Raw genomic sequence first — 23,880 nt, 5'->3', positions numbered from 1 at the left:
CAGATTTGTTTTGATTTTAATTGAAATCTTGAAATAAATCACTTTCCTCAGGAACGTCGTCTGCAAGTAACTCATCATTTTCAAATTTCAAGATGTCTTCCAAATTTCCTGATCGAGTATAGTATTTCCAAGACCCTTCTTTTTTACCATCTTCCATTTTTCCTTCAGAGGCAAGTCTACCATTATCATGGTAATATTTCCACACGCCTTCAGGTTTACCAGATTTGTAATTGCCTTCAGATTCTTTTACCCCATTTACATAATAGGTGATTCTTGTGCCATTTCCATCCTTTAAGGTGCCATGGTTTAAAGTTTTGGATCCATCATAATTGTTGTAGGTACTTACATTTAAAAGCCTACCAAAATCCCATGTTTCCTCTTGCGTAAGTTGTTTGTTGTCGTAAAAAAGTCCCCACATACCATCTTCCTGACCCAGTAAATAGCTTCCTACTGATTTTAACTGACCGCCATCATAATAATAAAACCACTGTCCTTGTTCTGCACCTAATTGGTATTTGCCTTCAGCCACTAGTATTCCGATTTTATTGAAATATTTCCAAAGCCCTGATTTCAAGTCGTTTTTGTATTCTCCAATTGAATAGATTTTACCCTCTGGATAATAGCTTTTCCAAATTCCTGATCGAAAACCATTTTCATACTGACCCCTTACTGATGGTTTTCCATTGTTGTGGTTTTCTATATATTCACCCACCGGAACACCCAAATCATAGGTTACTTGTTTGGATACTGACTTGTCTGGGAAATATTCTTCCCACTTACCTACAGGGATATCATTTTCATAGCGTTCTACCCTTGCTACTCTTTTGTTTTCGTAATAATAATTCCAAGTTCCAGTTTTGTGACCTGATTTATCATAGAATTTTTCTGATTCCAAAATATTGGAGTCAGGGAAATAACTTGTCCATTTACCTACTCTTCTTCCTGCATTGTATTCTCCGGATTCTTGAATTCGTCCCGTTTGTGAAAATCTTTTAAATGGCCCATCGGGTTGGTTGTCGACATAGTTGGCTTCTACAATCAACTCTCCAAACGGGTCATACTCTTTGTAAGGGCCGTCTTTAATTCCTTCTTTATAGTTTATTTCAACAGCCTTCTCTCCATTTTCAAAATAGAAAATCCATTTGCCTGATTTTTTACCATTCAAATAGTCGCCTTCTGTTTTAACCTGTTTTGGATTGGCTAATCCTGATTTACTCTGATTACCATAATACTCTTTATAAGGTCCAACCAAAACGCTGTCTTGATAAACGGCATTTTTTATTAGCGCCCCTCCTAAATCATATTCTAAAAATGAACCGTTCCTTTTATTGTCTTTATAATCAGCTACAATGTGCTTTTGTTTGTTTGAAAAATAAATGATCCACTGACCATCTTTCAATCCATTTTTGAAATTGCCTTGCTGAATTAAACTATTGGTTTTAGGATTAATGAACTTCCAAAGACCGTCCATTTTGTTATTGAGCATTACTCCATTACCCATAAGGGTTGAGTCTTTATTGTAAAGGTTCACCACTTGGCCTTGTCCAAATGAGGAAGACACATAAAAAATCATCAAAAGCCAGGCAAATGTATATTTCATGAGTGTTTTATCAATTTTATAAAGTCATACGGAATGCACACAATCTTGGTTCCAATTTACATTATATAGTTAAAAAATTATATTTAGTTAGGGAAAAGTTTAATAGTTTTTCTTTTTTACTCTGTTTACCAAGCTATTTCAGAACTAAAATTAAATATGCTTGGCATCCATCCATGTCAATGCTTCCGTGATTTCTTTTACTAAATTATGTTCAAATGTTGGCCTGTCTACTATTGGGATTGGTTTTATTATCTGAAATGGAGTCTCACTTTTAAGGTGCTCAATTAATTGGTCCCGTTCAATGTTTTCACTGAGAATAATTTTCTTTTCATCAATAATCCTTTTGTAATCCCATAGGTTTCCTTTGCACAGGTTGAAAGAATTCTCTTTTATCCAGCTGTATAGGTTTTCGGTAGCTTGAAGTTTAGGGTGTTGAGAACCAAAATAAATGAATAAGAAGGCGCCACGTCCCCACCAATGCAGAACCCTTAGATTCAAACCATGATTCACATCAAAATCGCGAACAATATCTAATACTTGATAAGGGCAACCCTGTAGTTCGTTTCCCTGACTGATCTTTATTCCCTTTTGATTAATATGTATACGTACTAATTTTTCCAGCGGAATAGTATTTCCTACCAAAGAAAGAATAGAGATAAACGTCTTTTTGGCCAGGCTTATTTTTTCAAATAATGCCTTGTCTAGTGTAAGGGGCAATAATTGGTCAAAAGGGGGATTATTTTTATGGTAAGCTACCACCTTATAATGGCTGAAGCCCAAGAGAATCCACTTCCAAATGCAGCAAGGCACACAAGGTCTCCTGATTTGATTTTATTTTGTTGAATAGATTCGCTTATAGCAATAGGAATTGTTGCCGCGGTAGTATTGCCGTAATGCATGATGTTGTTAAAGACCTGATCGTCTCTAAGGTCCATTTTATTTTGGATGTATTGGCTTATTCTGAGGTTTGCTTGGTGGGGTATTAGTAAATCAATATCCTTGCTTTCTAAATTATTAGCAGCTAAGGCCTCTTCAATTACCTCTTTGAACCTTAATACCGCATGTTTAAAGACGGTGTTTCCGTTCATGGAAAGATTAAATGAACCGCTATCTATTAATTCTTGAGAAACCCTTACTTCTCTACTGCTACCTGGGTCCTTTACGTAAAGTTCTTCAGCAAAATCGCCATCTGCATGTAAATGAGTAGAAAGTATTCCTCGGCCCTCTTCTTCTGTAGCGCTACAAACCACAGCACCTGCCCCGTCTGCGAAAATCACAGCACTTGACCGGCCCTCATCATTTTTATTTAAGGCGGAGGACTGGATTTCAGCACCTACGACCAATATGTTTTTGTACATACCTGTTTTAATGAATTGGTCGGCAACAGATAGGGCATACAAAAATCCTGAGCAAGCATTTCTTACGTCCAAAGCGCCAATGCCTTGCAAGCCAAGTTCTCTTTGGAGCAATACGCCATTTCCAGGAATGAAATAATCCGGAGTTATTGTAGCGAAAATGATAAAATCAATTGCTGTATTTTCTATTCTAGCATTTTTAATTGCCATAATAGATGCGTTTTTAGCCATACTGGTGACTGTATCAACTCCAGGTGTAAACCACCTTCTTTCATGGATGCCTGTCCTTTCTACAATCCATTTGTCATTGGTATTCATCATCTCAGAAAGGTCATCGTTGGTTACAACTCTTTCTGGTAGGTAATGTCCTGCACCTGTTATAATCGACTTCAGCATTTTGCAATTAAGATTAGTTGGAAAGCAAATATGTTAATTTTAATTGAAAAATCAATTTTGGTTTATGAATGCAGACCCAAAAAATTAAAGTCGATTCTCCTGCTTTAATTTCCAATATCTCAATAAACCACTTACAGACATCCAGCTTGGATTAGCGTACTCATATAGTTTTTGCAGGTTTTTGTCCACGCCTTGGTCAATCATTTGTTGCTTGGTGTACTCCATGAATTGAGGTGTGATTTCAGCAGCTGAAAGCCCCTCCTCAAATTGTTTTTTCATCCACATTGCCCAGTCATCAATTATTACTTCAAGTTCACAAAGGTGCTCCTTTGGCTTGCTGATTTTACCGAAATGAGTTAAGTACAATTCTTTTGGGTGGTAGTCTAATATTTTTTTTATTGATGATTTCCAGGCCTCAATATTAATGTCCGGGGGAGGGCAAGGGGGGACCACAGGTCCATCAGTGATCTTTACACCTCCCACATCACCTGTAAAGATGATATCTTCCAACATCCAAGCAATATGATGTGTTGCATGGCCTGGGCTATGAACGGCAGTAAAGGTCAAATCCCCAATAACTACTTTTTCGTTATCATTCACTGCTACAAGCAAGTTTTCATCAATGGTCTCCATTGGTCCCCAAAGTTTGTCCATTTGCTCATCTCCATAAATTTTAGCCGCAGATTTCCAAAGCCTTTCAGGATTGGCTAAATGGGGCAAACCTTTAGGGTGGAGGAAAACTTTCACACCTTCATTAGCGAATTCCCAAGCAGATCCAGCATGATCAAAGTGGATATGGGTAAGGAGTACAGCCCCTAAATCACCAGGCTTAAACCCCTGTAGATTTAGATAGCTTTTTAATTCTTTCCAGGTACTATGCGGCCCGGTTTCTACCAACACTGGCTTTTCTTTTCCTTGGATTAGAAAACTAGCAATTGTTTTTTCCGCCTGTTGAAATTTCAGATCAATAACTTTTATAGAATGCATTAGCCAAAAAGAGTATAGTTGCCAAATTGATCCATAGGTAAAGTTTTTCTTATGACAAATGGACTGTCATTTACCACCTGATTAACCATAGGAGAGACGGTGTATTTAGTCATTTCTTCGTCAGGATATGGACTGAGCATGGCCAAAAGATCCTTTTCACTACTGTCAAGATTGAGCCATTTTTCTTCATTTTCCTTTTTTAAAATAACTGGCATTCTATCATGAATTTCAGAGGTAAGGAGGTTAGGTCGGGTAGTCAGCACAGTGAAAGTATGTGCGATTTCGCCTTTTTCAGTTTCAAATTCCTCCCAAATTCCAGCAAATGAAAAGAGCGACTCGTTGAGAAAAACAAACCTGTAGGGGACTTTGGTTTTTTTACCCACTTTTTTCCATTCATAGAAACCGTCTGCAGGTACCAGGCATCGATGCTTTTTAAAGGCATTTTTAAAGGATACTTTTTCGGTAATCGTTTCAGCCCTGGCGTTTATAAGCTTATTGGCTACCGGTTTGTTTTTGGCAAATGCAGGGGTGATTCCCCAATAAAAATGAGAAAAGCCTTTAGGGCTGTCTGAGGTGATTACAGGGACTAATTGCGAAGGTGCAATGTTATACCTCGGCTTGAAATCTTCAAGCATTTCAGCCTGAAATCTATCTTCAAGTTCGATTTTTGATTTTGCGAGCGAATATCTTCCACACATAATTATTATTTCAAAATCTTAATTAATATTTTGACTTTGGATAAATTCCAGAGCCCTGGTTTCGGACCAGAATCTTTCTTGCCCTGATCTTGGGCTAAAACCTACATGACCACCATGTTTTGGGTATTCAAAAAATAAATTTTCCGAATATTCTTCTTTTACAATAGGGAAACATGAATTACTCAAAAAAGGATCATTTCGTGCGTTTAAAACCAAAGTAGGGTGGCTTATTTTGGGTAAATAATGAAGTGAGGAACATTTACTATAATAGTCATCAGCATCACCGAAACCATGTAAAGGAGCCGTGAATTCATTGTCAAAAGCCCGAATAGTGTTTATTTTCGAAAGCTGTTTGGTAGAAAATTTCTCAGGGAAAACTTTGGCCTTTTTCTTTATTTTTTGCTTTAAGGAATGAAGGAAATTGAATGCATACAATTTGTTTTTTAATTGGTCTATTTTATCACATGAGCCTCCTAAGTCCAAAGGGACAGAAATAGCTATAGCTTTTTTTATGTTCTTTTTACTTTCCCAAAATGTTTCGCCTAGGTATTTCAGTGTAATGTTTGCACCTAAACTAAACCCCACTAGATGAATGTCTGAATATCTTGTTGAGGCATGTGAGACTACATGATCTAAATCATAAGAGGCTCCTGAATGATAAAAAATAGGTTTTGTATTCATCGATTCACTACAACCTCTGAAGTTCCAATTTAAAACATCATACCCTGCATCAAAAAACACTTTGGCCATTCCTGTCATATAAGGCCTTTGACTGTTGCCTTCCAGTCCGTGGCTAATAATGACCAAACTGTTACTACCCCCTTTAAGCCAGTCTAGGTCTAAAAAATCGCCATCAGGGGTTTTAATTCTTTCCCTTTCAAATGGTAAATCAACTTTTTTTCGAAAGATGGCTGGGTAAATGGTTTGTAGGTGACCATTGAAAAGAAGCTGATTACGGTAATAATTCGATATTTTAACTACTGGCATTCTATGGTTTTGCTCAATTCACAAATCTATCTTACGTGAAAATACTATTATTAAATTTGAATAAACATATTTTAAGAACTATTTTTGGATTGCTGAAAATATGAATTCGAATAATTTAACTTATGGCCGAGATAATACGAATGCCCAAAATGAGCGATACCATGGAAGAAGGGGTAATCGCACAATGGTTGAAAAAGGTAGGTGATAAAGTAAAACCCGGAGATATTCTGGCAGAAGTGGAGACTGATAAAGCTACCATGGAACTAGAGTCTTATGATGAGGGTACTTTGCTCCATATTGGAGTTAAGGAAAAAGATGCTGTGCCTGTCAATGGAATCATTGCTATATTGGGTGAAGAAGGCGAAAATATAGACGATATTTTGAAAGGTATCGATTCAGGTGATGACACCGAAAGTGCTCCTGAGGAGGATAAATCCAAAGGTGAATCCTCAGAAAAAGCTAAAGAGACTACTGTTGATATTGATGTTTCGGGAATTGCAGCTACGGTAATCACTATGCCTAAAATGAGTGATACCATGCAGGAAGGTACCATCGCTAGCTGGTTAAAGAAAGTAGGAGATGAGGTTAAATCTGGTGATGTCCTTGCTGAGGTTGAGACAGATAAAGCTACTATGGAGTTGGAATCCTATGATGATGGGACCTTACTTTATATAGGAGTGAATGAAGGCGATGCTGTAGAAGTAAATGGCGTAATAGCTATTATAGGTGATAAAGGGGCAGATTTTGAAACCCTACTTAAAGCCCACCAACAGAAAACTTCTTCTAGTGAAGCTTCTGGAGGATCGGAAGCACCTAAAGACGATAAGTCTGAAACCAAAACTGAAGAAGTCAAAAAGGAGAGTGCACCGACCAATACTACCGCAAGCTCCACGGAAACTGGCCGTATTAAGGCTTCCCCACTTGCTAAAAAGATAGCTAGCGAAAAAGGAATAGATATTTCTTTGGTTCAGGGATCAGGCGATAGTGGAAGAATTATTAAAAAAGACATTGAGAATTTTGATCCTTCAAAAGTGGCAGCTACCGCAAGTGCTTCGGGCAATGAAGCAAGTAGTGGAGCAGCTATTGGACAAGAGTCCTACACGGATGTGAAAGTTTCTCAAATGAGAAAAGTAATTGCCAAGCGTCTTGCAGAAAGCAAATTTACAGCTCCCCATTTTTACTTGACCATGGAAATTAACATGGACAAGGCCATGGAGGCCAGGAAAAGCATGAATGAGATAGCTCCCGTCAAAATTTCATTCAACGATATGGTTATCAAAGCGGCGGCTGTATCACTAAAACAACACCCTGCAGTTAATTCTGCTTGGATGGGGGATAAAATCAGATTCAATGACCATGTTCACATCGGTATGGCGGTTGCTATAGATGATGGTTTATTGGTACCTGTTATACGTTTCACAGATAGCAAATCTCTTTCGGAGATATCTAAAGAAGCCAAATCATTGGCAGGGAAAGCCAAAAACAAAGAATTACAACCAAAGGACTGGGAAGGCAATACCTTTACCGTTTCCAATCTTGGTATGTTTGGGATTGAGGAGTTTACTGCCATAATCAATCCACCTGATGCTTGTATTTTAGCTATAGGAGGAATCAAACAAACCCCAATTGTGAAGGATGGAGAAATCAAGATAGGTAATGTGATGAAAGTTACCCTTTCTTGTGATCATAGAGTTGTAGATGGTGTCGTAGGTTCTGCCTATCTTAAAACGCTAAAAAGTTTACTTGAAGACCCAGTTAGGTTGTTAATCTGACAATTCTGATTTGTAAATATGTCAAAAAGTCCTAGAAATAGGACTTTTTGTTTTTAGTACGGTTATTGCCAAATACTTTTAAAAACGACGATGGAAAAAATAAAATCGACCACAGTGGTCGCAATAAAGCATGAAGGCCAAGTTGCTATTGGAGCGGACGGTCAGGCTACAATGGGCAATACAATTGCAAAAAGCAGTGTAAATAAAATAAGAAAATTACAGGGAGGTAAGATTGTAACTGGATTTGCAGGGTCTACTGCGGATGCTTTTACTCTTTTGGAGAAGTTTGAGGAAAAGTTGGGTGCCTACAGTAATAATATGAAACGTGCTGCAGTGGAGTTGGCTAAAGAATGGCGAACTGATAGAATGTTGAGTAAATTGGAGGCCATGATGATAGTAGCTGATGCTGAAGATATACTAATTATTTCTGGTACAGGGGATGTAATCGAGCCTGATATGGGAATAGCAACAATTGGTTCTGGAAGCATGTATGCACAGTCTGCCGCTAGGGCTTTAAAGAAGTTTGCAGCAAATCTTACAGCAGAGGAAATGGTGAAAGAAAGCCTAACAATAGCTGCTGACATTTGTATTTATACCAATCACAATGTGATTATTGAAAAAGTAAATAAATAAATGTAGGGGCGACTTTTTTGAATTCAGGAAGGCCACCCTCTTGCTTCTAATTCAAAAGCATTGAAAAGAAGGCTTAGTAGAACCAAGGCTTAAGTTTCATTCTGTCAGAGGTGTGATTTTAACTGTAAACGATCGGTAAATTTATATCGGCCTCGTTTTTTGTTCCATCGACAAGTGATGGGCTTATAAGATTAACTGGCTATTTGGTGGTCAATAATCAGTGTCAGGTCAATATCTTAATTTATATATTAATATCAGTGTAGTTAAAGGGTTGTAATGGTAGTTTTGAAAATACTTATGTACCTAGCAATAGCTTTTATTTTCGACCTTTTAATCTAGCTCAAAGCTTACTTTATTAATTTATTTTGTTAAAATATTGACCTGATAATGATGGTGTAAAAGTTGCGTGGTTTATTGTTAATCGCAAATTTTGGTATAATTATACTTCGAAATCATAGATTTTAACACTGGACCATTTGTCTTTATGGTCTTCGATAAATTGTAGGTGTATTGGGTCGACCTGGTATTGGTCGTGGTCTTCGATAGTTTCGAAATTAACTACTAAGGCGATATGATAACTGTCATCAATTACCTCGCGCTTTTCTGTGGCTGCAGGCTTGCCTATAGCATGGCTTTTTACGCTTTTGGTATTGGCTATCTTTTTACAACCATCGATTACAGCATCTAAATTTTTCTCAGGCTCGTGGAGCCAAAAATATACTTGGTGTACAATCATAATGTTATTTGTTTATTTAGGATTATCAAAGATCAAGTCTTTGACTGAAAGGTTGATGATTTTTCTTGGTATTATCAAACAGGTGATTAAAACTTCTATCAATTATAAATAAAGGTAAAAATATAAGTTTAAAAATGATAAAAACGGAGGCATTATGAAATATAAAAAAGGAATGCTCAAATAATTAGACAGTCGTGAGTCTAGTCATTTCATGTTCTAGGTGTTTAATTGTTAGGGAAAAAGGCCGGCAACGGTTTTATAATTGTTGTCGGCCTTTTGTGTTTCCATCTTTTCTCTAAAGAAATTTTGGTTTTAAGAGTTGGACTGGGATTTGTCCCCCATAAGCAACACATCGCTAATCTGTACTTCCGTGATGTATCTTTTTTGCCCATCTTTGTCCTCATAGGATCGATTTACCAGTTTTCCTTGGATGCAAATTTCAGAACCCTTATCGGTGTATTTGTGAATGACTTCAGCAGTTTTCCCAAAAGCAACAAGGTTGTGCCAATAAGTGTCCTCAACTTTTTCACCTTTATTGTTTTTATATACCTCGTTGGTCGCAAGGTTTAATCTTACCATTGGTGTATCTCCTTTTACTGTTTTGTAATCAGCTTTGGCTCCTAGTCTACCAATTAATTGTACGTTGTTTTTAATACTGTTCATGACTTTAATGTTTAGCGTTATTGATTAAATTAATTCCGATTTGGAACAATACAAAGTTGAGAACAAGGCTATAATTTAGTCCGACTGTATTCGTTTATTTCCGTTTGTAAACGTTTGTAAACGACTACAAACGTTTTTTAAATTCTTTTTTATGCTTATATTAAGTTTGTTTAAGCATTTTAACAAAAGATGACAAAGCGGAATCAATATTGCGAGGACTGTGGAAATTCATTAAGTGGAAGGTCAGATAAACGGTTTTGTGATGATTATTGTCGGAATCACTTCAACAATAAAATGAAGTCGGGGAGTAATAATCTGATTCGGAAAATTAACAATGCGTTGAAAAAAAATAGAAATATTTTAGCAGGAATTCTCAATGAAGAGAATGACACTGCTAAAATATCCAGAGAAAAACTTTTGGAGAGTGGTTTTCTATTTAAATATGGAACCCATTCCTACACCAACAAAAAAGGTAATGTATATATTTACTGTTATGATTATGGTTATTTGAAATTAGATCAGGACCTGATTTTGGTAGTAAGACTTAAGAATGACCCATTAGACAAGCCAAATTCTATCAGAGGATAAAATTTGGCTTGTCTAGTTTTTTGTCAATTCTGTAAGCTGCATTAAGTAATCCTACATGGCTGTAAGTCTGAGGGAAATTACCCCATTGGCTACCAGTATGCTGGTCAACATCCTCCGAAAAGAGTTTCAAATGGTTACAATATTTGCTTAGTGTCTCAAATCCTTCCATGGCTTCATCAAGGCGATTGACACAGGCCAATGCTTCGATATACCAGAAGGCACAAATTAAGAAAGTTGTTTCTGGCTCGCCAAAGTCATCCTGATGTTTGTATCTGTAAAACAGAAAGTTTTTGGCCAATAGATCCTCTTCCAAGGCTTTAAGGTGGTCATTGGCCCTTTCAATGTCATTTCCGAAATAGCCCATAGTGATTAGTTGTAATGTGCTGGCATCCATGTTTTTTGTCCCTATGGCTTGTGCATAAGCCTTTCTTTCCGGGATATAGCAGGCTTCGATTTTCTGAATTGCTTTATTTTTAAGGTCTAGGGCTTTTTCCATCATTTCTGTATCACTCATTCTTTCAGCAATCTTGATGGCCGCGCATGAACCAGCCCAATGAAATAGAAAAGTGTAACAATGTTCTTGCTTTAAATTTCTAAATTCCCATAGCCCAGCATCTTTTTCATCCATAGTCTCCTCTATTTTGTTGAGAAGATTGTATATAAAAGGCTTGGAGTGACTTTTCTCTGACTCCACAAATCTTTTGTCGGCATAAAGTGGAAGTAAACTGACCAAAACTTGACCGTATAAGTCATTTTGTATGTGCGTATAGGCATCGTTACCAAACCGGACAGGCTTTTCACCTCTATAACCATCAAGGTCAGAAATGACTTCTATTAGTTTTGCAGAGCCTGTTATTGCATACAATGGCTGGTATCTCCCTCTATTATCGGTAGGGAGGTTCTGCAGATATTCAAAGTATCTTTCCAGCTCTTCAAAATGTCCAAGATGATTAAATACATTCAATGTGTAATACGCATCCCTCATCCAACAGTACCTATAATCCCAGTTCCTGGTTGACCCTGGAGATTCGGGTAAACTAGATGTCGAGGAAGCAATGATTCCTCCAGTGTCTTCGTATTGATGGATTTTCAATACCAATGATGAACGAACGACCAATCGCTGATGAAAATTAGGTATGCTAGTAGATTTGACCCAGTTTCTCCAATATTTGAGTGTGGAATTCAAAAACTTTTCTACAGTACTTTCTATTGGTGCTTCTAATGGGCTTCCATAAGTCAGAACCAAATATACTGTTTTCTGAAGATGAAAAGCCTGATCCTCCATTATGTAGGTTATGGAGCAATTTGTAGTAAGCCTCACTTCTTGATCTCTTCCTGAGAATTGTATATGATTGCTTTCAGGGATTGCCTTTAATTTATATTTACCATGATCAGATACAGGGAAACAATTAATTTTAATTTTAGGCTCACCTTTAAGGGGTTCTATTTTCCTTATTAACATGGAGGGCTTATAGTACCTGTCATAGTTGAAAAATCTAGGTGCAAAATCAGTGACTTTATAGGCTTCCCCTTCTGAGGTTTCTATATAAGTATCTAGGACATTTGAATTTTCTTGGTATTCCTGCCTTGAAGTGTAATTTTCGTGTGGAGGCAGTATTGTGAATTCCCCACCTCGCTTCTTATCGAGCATACTTCCAAATAAAAAATCACTGTCAAACCTAGGCATACAGAGCCAGCTTATATTTGTGTTTTTTTCAATATGGGCAATGTAACTGCAATTGCCAATAAGTCCGGTGCCATAGGTGTGCTTTTCCATAAAAATGTGATATGTTTTAATTTGATCGGATCAACGATTTTTTAACAATATGAAATCAAAATCCCTATTCGATAGGCTAAGTTATTAAAAATATTGCGTTTTTTTTAATGATGTGGTAATATATTGTCAGATGATTTCCAAAAATTTTCTTGGAACATTGACGAGCATACTTTGGTTAATGCTTGGAATTCGTATGATAAAATAATCCTGATTTGATTTTTTTATGCATTCTCCCTGAAAACCTTGCAAAGGTCCGCCTAGTATTTTTACCATTTCACCCTTTTCTATGTTGTCTGTTTCAACCTCCACTGAAACGCCCGTTTCAATGATTCGTTGTATAGTGTCAATCTCATCCTGATGAATGAATGAATGCTCTCCAGAAAAGTTGATAAACTTCACAGCACCGGAAACCTGTAAGGACTCCCATAATCTTTCTTTGCTTGTATGTACAAAAATATAGCCATTAAATAGAGGTTTTTGTATTTTTTTCTTCCTGTCGCTCCACTGCCGGATTTCTTCAATCAGGGGCAGGTAAACTTCAGTTCCTTTTTCTTTGAGTCTAAGAGCTACTTTCTTTTCTGCTCTTGGTGCGGTATACATAACATACCAATTAAGCTTTTCAGTCATACTTTGAGGGTTAAAATCCGAAAGTACCGAAATTATTGGCCATACTTCAACTATCGAATTATAAAAATATTGATTATTTTAAAAACAGGAGGTGTTTTAGTTTTTAAATTCTTTTAATTGTTTTTTAAATATTAAAAAATGTATTTTAAATAATTCTTTATACTGTTGATTTTTTTATTTACTTTTGTGACATACTTTGAAAGTATATTGTTTTGTCAGGTTAACAAATTAAAGAACAACCAGTTATATTGGGTATTTTTATTGTGACCAACTATTTTTGAAAAAAGTTTAATGAGCCTAAATTAAGTTTTAATTGAATTTATTTTGTGGTCAGACAGAGTAATAGGCCTAGTTCTGCCAATAAAAGCAAAAAATACAAATACATGAAAGTCGTTAATGTGGTATTATCAGGAGGTGTGGGTAGTCGTTTATGGCCACTCTCCCGGAAAAGTAGACCCAAGCAATATTTGCCAATTTTTGGAGGGCAGTCACTTTTTGAAAAAACGGTGATTAGAAATTCTGAAATTTGTAATCAAGTCATGGTGGTAGGAGGGGTGGACAATTACCAGCTCTCTAGGGATATTTTAAAAAAAACAGCTACCACCGATTACATCGAGCTTGTTGAGGCTGCACCAAGAAATACAGCGGCAGCAATAGCTTTTGCTGCTTTATCTCTTCCTGAAGATGCAATAATGTTAGTGACTCCATCAGATCATTTAATTGGAGATCAAGAAAAATACAATGCTGATCTAAGCCAAGCAGTTGCTTTGGCAAAGAATGGGGATTTGGTGACCTTTGGTTTAATCCCGAGTAAACCAGAAACAGGTTTTGGATACATTGAGCATGAAGGAAATAATGTGCTTGGGTTTAGGGAGAAACCAGCATTGGAGCAAGCTAAGGCTTATTTGTCACAGGGTAATTTTCTGTGGAATAGTGGTATGTTTTGTTTTGCAGCCGGCACATATTTAAGAGAGTTACAGAAATATGAACCTGAAGTACTGAAAACTTCAAAAGCGGCTATGAAAAATGCTAAAGAAGGATTTCTTCCACTCGATTTGAGTATGGAAATACCTTCAATTAGTGTAGATTATGCAGTTATGGAGCGTTCTGACAAGATAAAAGTTATACCTTCAAATTTTTCATGGTCAGATATGGGGTCTTTTGAAGCTTTATTCGAATATTATCCTATTGGTAGTAATGAGAGGGTAGGTGAGAATTTGGTTTTAGGAACTGGGAAGCATGTTGAGTTCATAGGTATGGAGGATGTTGTTTTGGTAGAAACCGATGATGCAATTCTTGTTTTGAACCGGAAGAATGCTCAAGATGTTAAGAAGGTCTATGAACGATTAGAAAAAGAAAATCCAAGTTTACTAAATTAAGGAAATGGTAGATAAAAATGCTAAAATTTATATTGCAGGTCATCGGGGTATGGTGGGGTCTGCGATTCAAAGGTCTCTAGAAGCTAAAGGCTATAAAAACCTATTAGGTTATAGTAGCAAAGACTTGGATTTAACAAACCAATTGTCAGTAAAGCATTTTTTTGAAAAGGAAAAGCCGCAAATAGTTATTGATGCAGCAGCTAGAGTAGGTGGTATTTTGGCAAATAACAATTATCCCTATACCTTTCTTATGGAGAATATGTTGATTCAGAATAATTTGATTAATTATTCCCATCAGTTTGGTGTTGAGAAATTCGTTTTCTTGGGAAGTTCATGTATTTATCCCAAATTGGCACCTCAGCCCCTAAAGGAAGAAAGTCTGCTTACCTCATCTTTGGAACCTACCAATGAATGGTATGCATTGGCTAAAATCACAGGGGTAAAAGCTTGTGATGCTATAAGGAAGCAATTTGGGAAAGATTTTATCAGCCTTATGCCTACGAACCTTTATGGTCCGTATGATAATTTTGATCTTGAAACATCTCATGTGATGCCTGCAATGATCAGGAAATTTCATGAGGCTAAAGAAAATGGAAATACTCCAGTTACCCTTTGGGGTTCTGGGTCTCCAATGAGAGAGTTCTTACATGTTACAGATATGGCGGAAGCTGTTGTTTTTGCTGTTGAAAATAGCTTTAAAGATAACCTATACAACGTTGGAACGGGGAAGGACATGACCATTAAATCATTGGCCGAGTTGATTAAAAAAGTCACAGGGCATACAGGTGAGATAGAATGGGATAGTGAAAAACCTGATGGTACTCCTCGTAAGCTTATGGATGTGAGCAAAATGGCGGCCGCAGGCTGGGAGGCGAAAATTGGACTTGAAGATGGTGTCCGGGACACCTATGAATGGTTTTTAAAGAATATTGACCAATACAAACAGGTCAAATTATAACGATAAAATTTATATTTTTAACAGCTCATTAATTAGATGTCTATGAAAACGGCTTTAATAACAGGTATTACCGGACAGGATGGTGCTTATCTTGCAGAACTACTATTATCTAAAGGGTATATTGTCCACGGAATAAAAAGGAGAGCCTCCTTATTTAATACAGATAGAATTGATCACTTGTATCAGGATCCTCATGAGGATAATAAAAGGTTATTTCTTCACCATGGTGACCTTACTGATTCTATGAATTTGACAAGGATTATACAGGAAACCAAACCTGACGAGATTTATAACTTGGCAGCAATGAGCCATGTTAAAGTTAGCTTTGAGACACCAGAATATACAGCAAATGCTGATGGTATAGGTACTTTGAGGATTTTGGAAGCTGTACGACTTTTAGGGATGGAAAAAACAACTAAAATCTATCAGGCATCTACTTCGGAATTGTATGGTTTGGTTCAGGCTGTACCTCAATCAGAAACTACACCATTCTATCCAAGATCACCTTATGCAGTAGCAAAGCTTTATGGGTATTGGATAACTGTGAATTATAGAGAAGCATATGGAATGTATGCATGTAATGGTATTCTTTTCAATCATGAGTCTCCTTTAAGAGGAGAGACTTTCGTGACTAGAAAAATAACAAGAGCAGTTGCCAAAATAGCTTTAGGTTTTCAGAAAGATTTATTCATGGGGAATCTAGATGCTAAGAGAGATTGGGGGCATGCTAAAGACTATGTAGATGCTATGTGGAGGATTCTTCAGCAAGAAGAACCGGAAGATTATGTGATAGCTACAGGAGTTACTACTAAGGTTAGAGATTTTATTAAAATGGCTTTTGATCAAGTTGGATTCACTTTGAAATTTGAAGGTGAAGGCTTAGAAGAGAAAGGAATTCTAGAGTCAATTGATAAGGAAAAAGCTTTTGATGTTCTTGGAACTTCCAACTTTAAAGTTAAAAAAGGGGATGTTTTGGTTAAAATTGATCCCGCGTATTTCAGACCTACGGAGGTAGATTTACTTATTGGAGATCCTAATAAAGCGATGACAAAACTAAACTGGAAGCCAAAGTATGACTTGAAAATGTTGGTAGAAGACATGGTGCTTTCTGATGTTGGTTTATTCAAGCGCGATGTGCATTTAATGAAAGGCGGTCATAAAGTATTAAACCAAGCTGAATAGGCTGTAAAAGTATATAGCACTTTGATTTTATATGAGCAAAACATTAATTTGTTTTGCTCATATTTTTTACCCTTTTTGAGCTGTATTTTGATTTCTGCCCCGATAAATATTTTTCCAGCATAAATGGTTCGTCTTATTTTTTAAAACAAACCAAAATTAAGAGCTGCTTTTAGACTTCTTTGATAAGTATCTTTTGATTTCATACTTCAAAATAGTATTCCTATTTCACCCATGATAATTATTCATTCCTAATACACTCCTGGTTAAAGAGACCGTTGTTATTCAAGTATAACACCTATGGATTTAAAAAATCCTTGTTATGTTAATTCCATAGGTATTGCTTACTTTTGTGGAACAATTTAAATCTGCCTTAGTATTCGCTTAACCTGGCAGTGTCATTAATTGCTCATTACTAAATGTAACTGAGGTGGCGAAGCTGTAGATTTTTGGTATTAAATACCTGAATTTATATAGTGTTTCTTTACCTTATTTTTAAATAAAAAGATTCTTCAAGATGATTAGAAAACTCATCCAAAATTTAAAAATAGCACCTGTATTGTTTTGTTTTTTTATTGGTTCGATTGGATTTAGCCAGACTATTCAAAATATTCAAAACCTAAAGGTAGATGAGCTGTCTGATGCTCAGATCGAGCAACTTATTAAGCGGGCAGAGTCATCAGGAATGAATGAGGTTCAGCTTGAAGCATTGGCAATAGAAAAGGGAATGCCTGCTTCTGAAATCAGTAAGTTAAGACAACGTATTGAAGCTTTAAAATCAGGTAATAGAGATGGGGCTGCTAAAAATAGTACAGTTAGAAGTAATCAAAGGGAAGTAGTTGGAACAGTTAACCGAACAACTGTTTTTGATAGCTTAAGAAAGTCAGATCCCTATTACAATCTTAGTCCCCACCAAAAGAAAATATATGGATACACATTGTTCCATAATAGGGAGTTAAACTTTAACCCGAGTTTAAATCTCCCTACCCCTGAGAGTTACATATTGGGGACTGGAGACCAAGTGTTGGTGGATGTGTATGGCGCTTCCCAAGCAGCTTTTGATATGACGATTTCACCTGAAGGGAAAGTTCTGGTGCCGAATGTAGGTCCAGTTAATATAGGTGGTTCTTCGGTTGAAAGTGCAAGAACAAGAGTAAGGGCTGCATTAAGTAAAATTTATTCTGGATTAAATGGACCAAATCCCAATACCTTTTTACAATTGAGAGTTGGGAATATCCGCAGTATTCAGGTAACCATGGCCGGAGAACTGAATCATCCAGGTACATACACTTTACCCTCTTTTGCAAATGTATTCAATGCCCTTTACCAAGCAGGAGGGCCTAATGAAACAGGCTCGTTTAGAAATATTCAAGTATACCGAAAAAGTAAATTGGTTGGGCAGGTAGACGTTTATGAGTTTTTGGTAAGAGGAAATGAAAATGGAAATATTATTTTACAGGACAATGATGTGATAATTGTACCACCTGTTCAAACTCGGGTAGAATTGGAAGGTCCTGTTCGTCGGCCAGGCTTGTTTGAAATGAAAAGCGATGAGAGTATTTTAGATCTTGTGACTTTTGCTGGAGGTTTTAAAAGTGAGGCATACAAAGAACTCCTAATTGTAAAAAGAAAGACAGAAAAGGAATTAAGAGTAGATAATGTTTATAAAGATGATTTTGAAACCTTTGCTATTAAAGATGGGGATTTATATGTTGTAGGAGGAGTTCTTGAACGATACAATAACCGTGCTCAAGTTACAGGAGCTGTCTTTAGACCCGGGGAATTTGCTATTTCTGATGGTATGACGGTTCAAGGGTTAGTAGAAATTGCAGGGGGGATACGTGGAGACGCCTTTTCAGAAAGAGCTACCTTATATAGAACCAATCCTGATTTCACAATGGAAGTACTTACTCTTGACTTAGGAGCAATTCTTTCAGGTCAAGCAGAGGATGTTGTTCTAAAACGTGAAGATATTCTAAACATACCTAGCAAATACGACCTTAAAGAGGAGTACTATGTTCAGATTTCTGGTGAAGTAAACAGAACGGGAGTGTTTCAGTTTGCTAAAAACATGACAGTAGCAGATTTGATAACCAAGGCCAGAGGTTTCAAAGAATCTGCCTCTAATGCAAATATAGAAATTGCTAGGAGAGTAAAAGATGAGGTTGGTGGTGAGATTGCTGAAATACTAACAATTTCAATTGATGGAAACCTGAGGATAAGTGAGGAAGAAAAGAATGTCATTTTAGCACCATTTGACCATGTTTTTGTTAGGAAGAGTCCAGGTTTTCAGCCAGAGAAAATAGTTTATGTGGAAGGGGAAGTTTTTTATCCTGGAGGCTTTACACTTGAGAAAAGAGATGAGAGAATTTCTGATGTGCTTAAAAGAGCAGGAGGTCTAAATGACTATGCTTACCCTAAAGGGGCGACCCTCATTAGAAGAACAGAGTTTTTTAAGACCAAATCTGAAGAAAATATTAAGCTTGAACAATTGGAGTCCTTGCATAGAAATACTGTTCGTGAGGGGGATATTGAAAATGCCGAAGCAGAAGGAAAACTTTTAGATAGGATTGATGATAGAATGGACCTACTTAGGAATGAGGAATTAAAGAATAGTAAAGATAATAATAAGACCGACAGCTTTTCTGAAGATAAATATCAATTTTTAGGTGAGGAAGACAGCACTGTAATGGAGGTTGCAACAAGGGATAAAGAATTAATTGGGATTGATCTAGGTAAAATTCTTTCACAACCTGGTTCTAAATATGATTTAATATTGCAAGAGGGAGATATTATCAGCATCCCTAAGGAGTTACAAACTGTGAGGATGAGGGGGGAAGTTCTATATCCTACTACTGCGAGGTATGATGTATCAAGAGGCTTTAGAAATTACATTTCAAGATCTGGTGGATTTACAGAACAAGCTCGAAAATCCAGGTCCTACGTCGTTTATGCAAACGGGGATGTGCACAGAACAAATAGGTTTTTGTTTTTTAATTTTTTCCCGAAAATTGAACCTGGAGCGGAGATCATCGTGCCACAAAAACCAAAACGTGAACCAATGTCAGTACAGGCTTGGATAGGGATAGCCTCAAGTCTTGCTACTTTAGGTATTTTAATAGATAGAATATCTAATTAATTTATTCTAAGTATTTTAAGGGTTAGTTTTTGACTAAAAAATAAATTAGTGAGGTGGCTAAGTGTTAAGTTTTAATTTTTAGTTGACTATGATAGTTCCTTATAATCTTAGAGTAAGAACTATAAACCCTTCAAAATATCATTTGAATGGTATTCGAAATTTTGTAACACCTCTTTGTCCCATTTGGAATTTATTGCAATAAACAATGTATGAAGAGGAAGTTTAATGGATAGTGAAAAAAAACTTACAATAATAGTTTCAGTTATTATTCCAACTTATAGGGATTGGGATAGACTAGAACTATGTTTGAAAGCACTAGAAAGACAAAGCTTTCCTTCTGAAAAATTTGAGGTCATTGTAATTAATAATGACCCTTCAGATTCTGTACCAAATTGGTTGTCAATCAATGGATGGAGAGTTATTGAAGAAAAAAAACCAGGCTCCTATGCCGCAAGAAATTCAGGTATTAGGAAAGCCAAGGGTGAAATTCTTGCATTTACAGATTCAGATTGTATACCAGATAAGGATTGGCTTTTAGAAGGGGTAGGGGAGTTAGAAAAATCGGGAGTTTCTAGGCTTGGAGGGAAGATAGAATTATTTAAACCTAAAAATGGAAGCCGATACGCATTCGTTTACGAAAAATACTTTGCCTTTCAGCAAGAGAGGAATGTTAAGGTATTTAAAAAGTCAGTAACAGGTAATTTCTTCGCTAAGAAATTTCTTTTTGATAAATATGGTTATTTCGATGAAAGTTTAATGTCCGGAGGTGATTTTTTCTGGAATCTTAAATTAAGTGCTTTGGGTGAAGAAATAGCTTATGCTGAATTGGCAACTATAAACCATCCTTCCAGAGAATCAATTATTAAGATTGCCATCAAAAAGCAGCGAACAATTTTAGGATATTATAAAGAGACGTATTCTTCGCTCAATTTTGGAAAGCAAATATTGACCCTATTTAAAAGGGTATTGCCACCCATTTTCAGGATAAACTATATCCGGTTTGAGTCTGTTTCAGACTATTTTCGGGTACTGATGATTAGATGGTATGTGGAATTAGTAGGAGTAAAATATTTAATAAAATTGAAGTGGGCAGATAGAAAAGCCAAAACCAATTAAAGTTGCGTCTAATGAATAAACGAATTTCCCATATGGACCGATTTATTAAAAAATCGCTCCAAGAACAAGAAATATTAATTAAGGACTTAATTAATTTAATTATTGTCTTTAAAAAATGGATTGTCATTGTTGCAGTGACAGTTTTCTCCTTAGGCTTGGTTTATCTTCTGACATCTTCTGAAGAGTTCACTACTTCTTCCAAATTATTGATGGAGCAGTCTGGCGGATTAAATTCAAAAGCCCTTGGTGGCTTGGCATCCATTACTGGCTTAGGGAATCTAGGTATAGGAAATCAAAATACTGAGGCCTTACCTCCAGATTTGATTCCAGAGCTTGTTTTAGAAAGTGATTTCTTAGAGAAATTACTTTATGAAAAAGTTTACTTAAAAGAAGCAAGTGATAGTGTTTCTCTTGTGGAATTTGTCAACGAATATGAAAAATATAATTTTTACTACCATTTAGTAAGGTTGCCAGGTAAAGTGAAATCTATGTTTTTACCCAATACAAATGTAGAAACAGAAAAAAATGACACGTCTATTTCTCATGAAGATGAAGCCATATTAGCATTTGATGCAAGAGAAAGAAAAACAATTGCACAACTAAGAAAAAGAATTGAAGTAGAAAAGGAAGATCGGCTATTATTGATTAAAACAAAAATGCCAGAACCATTAGCAAGTGCACAGCTAAATGAAATTTTAAGCCGTTTCCTAAAAGAATATTTGACCAAAATAATATTGGATAAGGACCTTAAGAATTTTGAGTTTATAGAAGAAAGAACTAAGGAGGCTAAGAAAAGGGTAGAGCAAACCCAGAAAAAATTAGCGAACTTCAGAGACGGAAACAGAGGGATAAATTCCCAACTATTAAAGACGGAAGAAGACCGACTTCTGGCTGATTTTAATTTAGAGTTTAGTGTTTATAATTCATTGGCACAGCAAATGGAACAGTCAAGGATTAAAGTGCAAAATGCGACTCCTTTAATGACTGTTTTCCAGAAGCCTCAATTGCCTACCAATCCTAGTGAACCAAAGTTTTTATTATTGGGAATTGTCTTTCTTGTATTAGGCGGGATTTTAGGGATTTTGTTCTTCTTTGGACTTTTAATTTTAAGGATGCTAACAATTCATTTTTCACATGTTTAGCATAATTATACCTATTTACAATAAGTTTCCACATTTAGACCGATCCATAAACTCGGTATTGAATCAAAAATTTGGGGAATGGGAACTCATTCTGGTAGATGATGGGTCTTCTGATGGCAGCTTTGAAAAAGCGAAGTCATATACTGATAAAAGAATACGGGTATTTCAGAGAAAGCAGCCGGGGCCTGGTGGTTATGCTGCCAGAAACTTAGGCATAGCTAAAGCTAAATACGATTGGGTGGCGTTTCTAGATGCCGATGATGAGTGGATGGACCATCATTTAATAACTTTTTTGGAATTAATTAATTATCAACCTGAAGCTAAAATCCTTTCCACCTCTTGGACCGACAATTTTGAAGAAAACAAGGAAGGTAGGTTTTTTCCTAACACCTATAATAAAAGACATCATTCTAAAGGAATACATGAAATAGACCTCAAGAAATTTTTGAAAAACAGTATAGATGGAGCACCACCATTTTGGACAGGTGCTTTAGGTTTCCGTACTGAGTTGCTTAAAGAAATAGGAGGTTTTCCTGAGGGAAGATGTAAAAGAGGTGGCGATGTAGATACTTGGTTGAGGGCCATCTTTTATGGAGAGTTGGCCATTTGGTCCCCTGAATTAACCGTTGTTTATCATAGAGACTCTGTAAATATGGTAACTAAGGTAGAAGGATTTGAATTGGGTTGCGAGTCAACTACTGTTCAAAAATTGGCCTCTTTAACCATTGACGATCAAGTCAGCAGTTTGTTGTATAAGTTTTTAAATGCCAGGGTGGTGAGCAGGTGGCTACAAACTTTAAGAGTGGGGAAAAATCCTGATTCTTTGTGGGGTAAAGTAAAGTGGAAGCACTTAACTAAAAAGGGCTTAGTAATTACATTTTGGTCTATTTTACCTTCAAGTGTAACCAAGCAGCTATATCGATTAATAAGTAAAGGCAAGTACGATTAAATCAAACTGATTGAAATTATCCATACCTAATAGTATTCAATTTAAAGAAATCCAGAAATGGGATTTTTTTTCTGTGTTAATAATGGCTCTACTCTTTATGAGAGTCATGGTTGATAGATCAGGATTGGGTGCAGTTATAGGTCTGGCTTTGCTAGGCTGTTTCTTTTTATTACTAATTTTTAGGTTAAGGTTGCCGAAATACCTACTCCTTTATTCTTCATTGTTTTTCCTATTAATTGGGTATGCATTTATTAATGCTGTTAATATACATGGTGAACCATTTTTTACCGCTCGAGGAGTAATTCGTTATTTCTCGTATTTCGCAGTATTTATTTTAGCCTATTACAGTAAGATTACTTTTAAACAATTATTTTGGTTGTATACAATAATAGTTCTAATACAGAGTGTTTTAGCAGTGTTCCAATTTGCATTTTCGGGTGTTGAAAGACCTAGTGGGACATTTATTAATTCAAATCACTTTAGTTATTTTCTAGTCCCTTATTTTGCCATTTTACTGATTGTTTACAACAAGTACTTACCTGCATTTTTTGTTTTCCTTTTATCTGCTTTTTTAGGAGGAATGGGAGGGGTTATCAGTTTATTATTGGTCCTTTTTCTATTTTTATCGCATTATGCTAGGCGTTGGCAAAAGATAGTTGCCATTGCTTTATTCCCTTTATTCATCGCTGGGGCCGGGTTTTTAATGCAAAAAAGAGTAAAAGAATTAACCGATATTACAGCTATTTCAGAAAGATTGTCGGAAAACCAAGCCGGTGGAGGTAGCTCTCTTGTGTGGAGGATTGTTACCTGGAAGTTAATGTACGACGAACTTGTAGAGAAAGATGGACTTTACACTGGAATGGGTTTGGAATATGCCTCATTAGTAAGTCCCTATTTTTTAGAAAGTAGTATAAGGGAGCCACATAATGATTATTTGAGAATTCTTTTAGAGTTTGGTTTGTTTGGGTTTATTCTATTTGTATATGGCATGTATTATGGTTTGTATAGATTAAGGAAGAATGCAATTGAGTTGAATTCCACACGTTATTATGCCATTTACGCTGCTTTGGCAGCGATTTATTTAGGAATGATTGTTGGTAATATTGTAGTATTAAACACCCTTTGGTGGTTGTTATTAACTATCATTGCAATTATGCATAAAGATGATAAACAAATAGAATTTAAAGCGTCCGTATAAA

The 23,880-nt window shown here is 36.2% G+C and carries 21 protein-coding genes; 11 read left to right on the top strand and 10 right to left on the bottom strand.

Annotation, left to right across the window (positions count from 1 at the left end; genetic code table 11):
- Window positions 1–16 precede the first annotated feature (16 nt).
- The 6 genes from CA2015_RS03040 to CA2015_RS03015 form a co-directional block, all read right to left on the bottom strand.
- Window positions 17–1,600, bottom strand: coding sequence for a toxin-antitoxin system YwqK family antitoxin (locus CA2015_RS03040; protein WP_048640560.1), 1,584 nt, complete (start codon window positions 1,598–1,600; stop codon window positions 17–19).
- 150 nt (window positions 1,601–1,750) lie between these two features.
- Entirely contained in the window at window positions 1,751–2,317 is a 567-nt protein-coding gene (locus tag CA2015_RS03035; protein ID WP_157470270.1) for a hypothetical protein, read from the bottom strand.
- A 35-nt stretch (window positions 2,318–2,352) separates the two neighbouring features.
- Complete coding sequence (locus tag CA2015_RS03030) at window positions 2,353–3,351, bottom strand: 3-oxoacyl-ACP synthase III family protein (protein ID WP_048640558.1); 999 nt, start codon at window positions 3,349–3,351, stop codon at window positions 2,353–2,355.
- Window positions 3,352–3,435: 84 nt separating this feature from the next.
- Window positions 3,436–4,338 carry an MBL fold metallo-hydrolase gene (locus CA2015_RS03025; RefSeq protein ID WP_048640557.1) on the bottom strand — a complete coding sequence of 301 codons (903 nt, stop codon included), beginning with the start codon at window positions 4,336–4,338 and terminating at the stop codon, window positions 3,436–3,438.
- Entirely contained in the window at window positions 4,338–5,036 is a 699-nt protein-coding gene (locus tag CA2015_RS03020; RefSeq protein ID WP_048640556.1) for an SOS response-associated peptidase, read from the bottom strand. Before CA2015_RS03020 ends, CA2015_RS03025 begins: the two co-directional genes overlap by 1 nt.
- Window positions 5,037–5,054: 18 nt before the next feature.
- Entirely contained in the window at window positions 5,055–6,023 is a 969-nt protein-coding gene (locus CA2015_RS03015) for a YheT family hydrolase (RefSeq protein WP_048640555.1), read from the bottom strand.
- 122 nt (window positions 6,024–6,145) lie between these two features.
- Between CA2015_RS03015 and CA2015_RS03010 the strand changes: the two genes are divergently transcribed.
- Together CA2015_RS03010 and hslV are read left to right on the top strand one after the other, a co-directional pair.
- Window positions 6,146–7,795 carry a pyruvate dehydrogenase complex dihydrolipoamide acetyltransferase gene (locus CA2015_RS03010; protein WP_048640554.1) on the top strand — a complete coding sequence of 550 codons (1,650 nt, stop codon included), beginning with the start codon at window positions 6,146–6,148 and terminating at the stop codon, window positions 7,793–7,795.
- A 90-nt stretch (window positions 7,796–7,885) separates the two neighbouring features.
- Complete coding sequence (gene hslV / locus CA2015_RS03005; RefSeq protein ID WP_048640553.1) at window positions 7,886–8,428, top strand: ATP-dependent protease subunit HslV; 543 nt, start codon at window positions 7,886–7,888, stop codon at window positions 8,426–8,428.
- A gap of 439 nt (window positions 8,429–8,867) precedes the next feature.
- Here the strand turns inward: hslV and CA2015_RS03000 are convergent, their stop codons facing one another.
- Together CA2015_RS03000 and CA2015_RS02995 are read right to left on the bottom strand one after the other, a co-directional pair.
- Window positions 8,868–9,164, bottom strand: coding sequence for a Dabb family protein (locus CA2015_RS03000; RefSeq protein WP_048640552.1), 297 nt, complete (start codon window positions 9,162–9,164; stop codon window positions 8,868–8,870).
- Window positions 9,165–9,476: 312 nt separating this feature from the next.
- Window positions 9,477–9,827, bottom strand: a complete 351-nt coding sequence (locus tag CA2015_RS02995) for a single-stranded DNA-binding protein (RefSeq protein ID WP_048640551.1) — start codon at window positions 9,825–9,827, stop codon at window positions 9,477–9,479.
- Between the two features lie 339 nt (window positions 9,828–10,166).
- Here CA2015_RS02995 and CA2015_RS25100 point away from each other — a divergent pair, with 339 nt between their 5' ends.
- Window positions 10,167–10,415: a hypothetical protein gene (locus CA2015_RS25100; protein ID WP_240477924.1), complete on the top strand. Its 249-nt coding sequence runs from the start codon at window positions 10,167–10,169 to the stop codon at window positions 10,413–10,415.
- Here CA2015_RS25100 and CA2015_RS02985 read toward each other — a convergent pair.
- Together CA2015_RS02985 and CA2015_RS02980 are read right to left on the bottom strand one after the other, a co-directional pair.
- Window positions 10,405–12,192 carry a glycoside hydrolase family 15 protein gene (locus CA2015_RS02985; protein ID WP_048640549.1) on the bottom strand — a complete coding sequence of 596 codons (1,788 nt, stop codon included), beginning with the start codon at window positions 12,190–12,192 and terminating at the stop codon, window positions 10,405–10,407. The two genes, CA2015_RS25100 and CA2015_RS02985, sit on opposite strands and share 11 nt — an antisense overlap.
- A gap of 126 nt (window positions 12,193–12,318) precedes the next feature.
- Window positions 12,319–12,819, bottom strand: coding sequence for a UpxY family transcription antiterminator (locus tag CA2015_RS02980; RefSeq protein WP_048640548.1), 501 nt, complete (start codon window positions 12,817–12,819; stop codon window positions 12,319–12,321).
- A gap of 383 nt (window positions 12,820–13,202) precedes the next feature.
- Here CA2015_RS02980 and CA2015_RS02975 point away from each other — a divergent pair, with 383 nt between their 5' ends.
- From CA2015_RS02975 to CA2015_RS02940, 8 genes are all read left to right on the top strand, one after another.
- Entirely contained in the window at window positions 13,203–14,198 is a 996-nt protein-coding gene (locus CA2015_RS02975) for a mannose-1-phosphate guanylyltransferase (RefSeq protein ID WP_048644322.1), read from the top strand.
- 4 nt (window positions 14,199–14,202) lie between these two features.
- On the top strand, window positions 14,203–15,156 hold the full coding sequence (locus CA2015_RS02970) for a GDP-L-fucose synthase family protein (protein ID WP_048640547.1): 954 nt from the start codon (window positions 14,203–14,205) through the stop codon (window positions 15,154–15,156).
- A gap of 42 nt (window positions 15,157–15,198) precedes the next feature.
- On the top strand, window positions 15,199–16,338 hold the full coding sequence (gene gmd / locus CA2015_RS02965) for a GDP-mannose 4,6-dehydratase (RefSeq protein WP_048640546.1): 1,140 nt from the start codon (window positions 15,199–15,201) through the stop codon (window positions 16,336–16,338).
- Window positions 16,339–16,852: 514 nt separating this feature from the next.
- Window positions 16,853–19,474: an SLBB domain-containing protein gene (locus tag CA2015_RS02960; protein ID WP_048640545.1), complete on the top strand. Its 2,622-nt coding sequence runs from the start codon at window positions 16,853–16,855 to the stop codon at window positions 19,472–19,474.
- 225 nt (window positions 19,475–19,699) lie between these two features.
- Window positions 19,700–20,590 (top strand): glycosyltransferase, encoded by an 891-nt coding sequence (locus tag CA2015_RS02955; protein WP_048640544.1) that lies wholly within the window; start codon window positions 19,700–19,702, stop codon window positions 20,588–20,590.
- An 11-nt stretch (window positions 20,591–20,601) separates the two neighbouring features.
- Window positions 20,602–21,732 carry a GumC domain-containing protein gene (locus CA2015_RS02950; protein WP_157470267.1) on the top strand — a complete coding sequence of 377 codons (1,131 nt, stop codon included), beginning with the start codon at window positions 20,602–20,604 and terminating at the stop codon, window positions 21,730–21,732.
- Window positions 21,725–22,681 (top strand): glycosyltransferase family 2 protein, encoded by a 957-nt coding sequence (locus CA2015_RS02945; protein ID WP_048640542.1) that lies wholly within the window; start codon window positions 21,725–21,727, stop codon window positions 22,679–22,681. Before CA2015_RS02950 ends, CA2015_RS02945 begins: the two co-directional genes overlap by 8 nt.
- Before the next feature lie 10 nt (window positions 22,682–22,691).
- Window positions 22,692–23,879 carry an O-antigen ligase family protein gene (locus CA2015_RS02940; RefSeq protein WP_084011606.1) on the top strand — a complete coding sequence of 396 codons (1,188 nt, stop codon included), beginning with the start codon at window positions 22,692–22,694 and terminating at the stop codon, window positions 23,877–23,879.
- The last annotated feature ends 1 nt before the right edge of the window (window position 23,880 follow it).

This window comes from Cyclobacterium amurskyense, from assembly GCF_001050135.1.
GTDB classification, from domain to species: Bacteria; Bacteroidota; Bacteroidia; order Cytophagales; family Cyclobacteriaceae; genus Cyclobacterium; species Cyclobacterium amurskyense.
Note: the sequence above shows the minus strand (reverse complement) of the source record. Positions and strands in the feature narration are given on the sequence as shown.

Coding starts and splice junctions, on each gene's coding strand:
- CA2015_RS03040 (WP_048640560.1), bottom strand. CDS start 1,600: ATGAAATATACATTTGCCTGGCTTTTGATGATTTTTTATGTGTCTTCC.
- CA2015_RS03030 (WP_048640558.1), bottom strand. CDS start 3,351: ATGCTGAAGTCGATTATAACAGGTGCAGGACATTACCTACCAGAAAGA.
- CA2015_RS03025 (WP_048640557.1), bottom strand. CDS start 4,338: ATGCATTCTATAAAAGTTATTGATCTGAAATTTCAACAGGCGGAAAAA.
- CA2015_RS03020 (WP_048640556.1), bottom strand. CDS start 5,036: ATGTGTGGAAGATATTCGCTCGCAAAATCAAAAATCGAACTTGAAGAT.
- CA2015_RS03015 (WP_048640555.1), bottom strand. CDS start 6,023: ATGCCAGTAGTTAAAATATCGAATTATTACCGTAATCAGCTTCTTTTC.
- CA2015_RS03010 (WP_048640554.1), top strand. CDS start 6,146: ATGGCCGAGATAATACGAATGCCCAAAATGAGCGATACCATGGAAGAA.
- hslV (WP_048640553.1), top strand. CDS start 7,886: ATGGAAAAAATAAAATCGACCACAGTGGTCGCAATAAAGCATGAAGGC.
- CA2015_RS03000 (WP_048640552.1), bottom strand. CDS start 9,164: ATGATTGTACACCAAGTATATTTTTGGCTCCACGAGCCTGAGAAAAAT.
- CA2015_RS02995 (WP_048640551.1), bottom strand. CDS start 9,827: ATGAACAGTATTAAAAACAACGTACAATTAATTGGTAGACTAGGAGCC.
- CA2015_RS02985 (WP_048640549.1), bottom strand. CDS start 12,192: ATGGAAAAGCACACCTATGGCACCGGACTTATTGGCAATTGCAGTTAC.
- CA2015_RS02980 (WP_048640548.1), bottom strand. CDS start 12,819: ATGACTGAAAAGCTTAATTGGTATGTTATGTATACCGCACCAAGAGCA.
- CA2015_RS02975 (WP_048644322.1), top strand. CDS start 13,203: ATGAAAGTCGTTAATGTGGTATTATCAGGAGGTGTGGGTAGTCGTTTA.
- CA2015_RS02970 (WP_048640547.1), top strand. CDS start 14,203: ATGGTAGATAAAAATGCTAAAATTTATATTGCAGGTCATCGGGGTATG.
- gmd (WP_048640546.1), top strand. CDS start 15,199: ATGAAAACGGCTTTAATAACAGGTATTACCGGACAGGATGGTGCTTAT.
- CA2015_RS02960 (WP_048640545.1), top strand. CDS start 16,853: ATGATTAGAAAACTCATCCAAAATTTAAAAATAGCACCTGTATTGTTT.
- CA2015_RS02955 (WP_048640544.1), top strand. CDS start 19,700: ATGGATAGTGAAAAAAAACTTACAATAATAGTTTCAGTTATTATTCCA.
- CA2015_RS02950 (WP_157470267.1), top strand. CDS start 20,602: ATGAATAAACGAATTTCCCATATGGACCGATTTATTAAAAAATCGCTC.
- CA2015_RS02945 (WP_048640542.1), top strand. CDS start 21,725: ATGTTTAGCATAATTATACCTATTTACAATAAGTTTCCACATTTAGAC.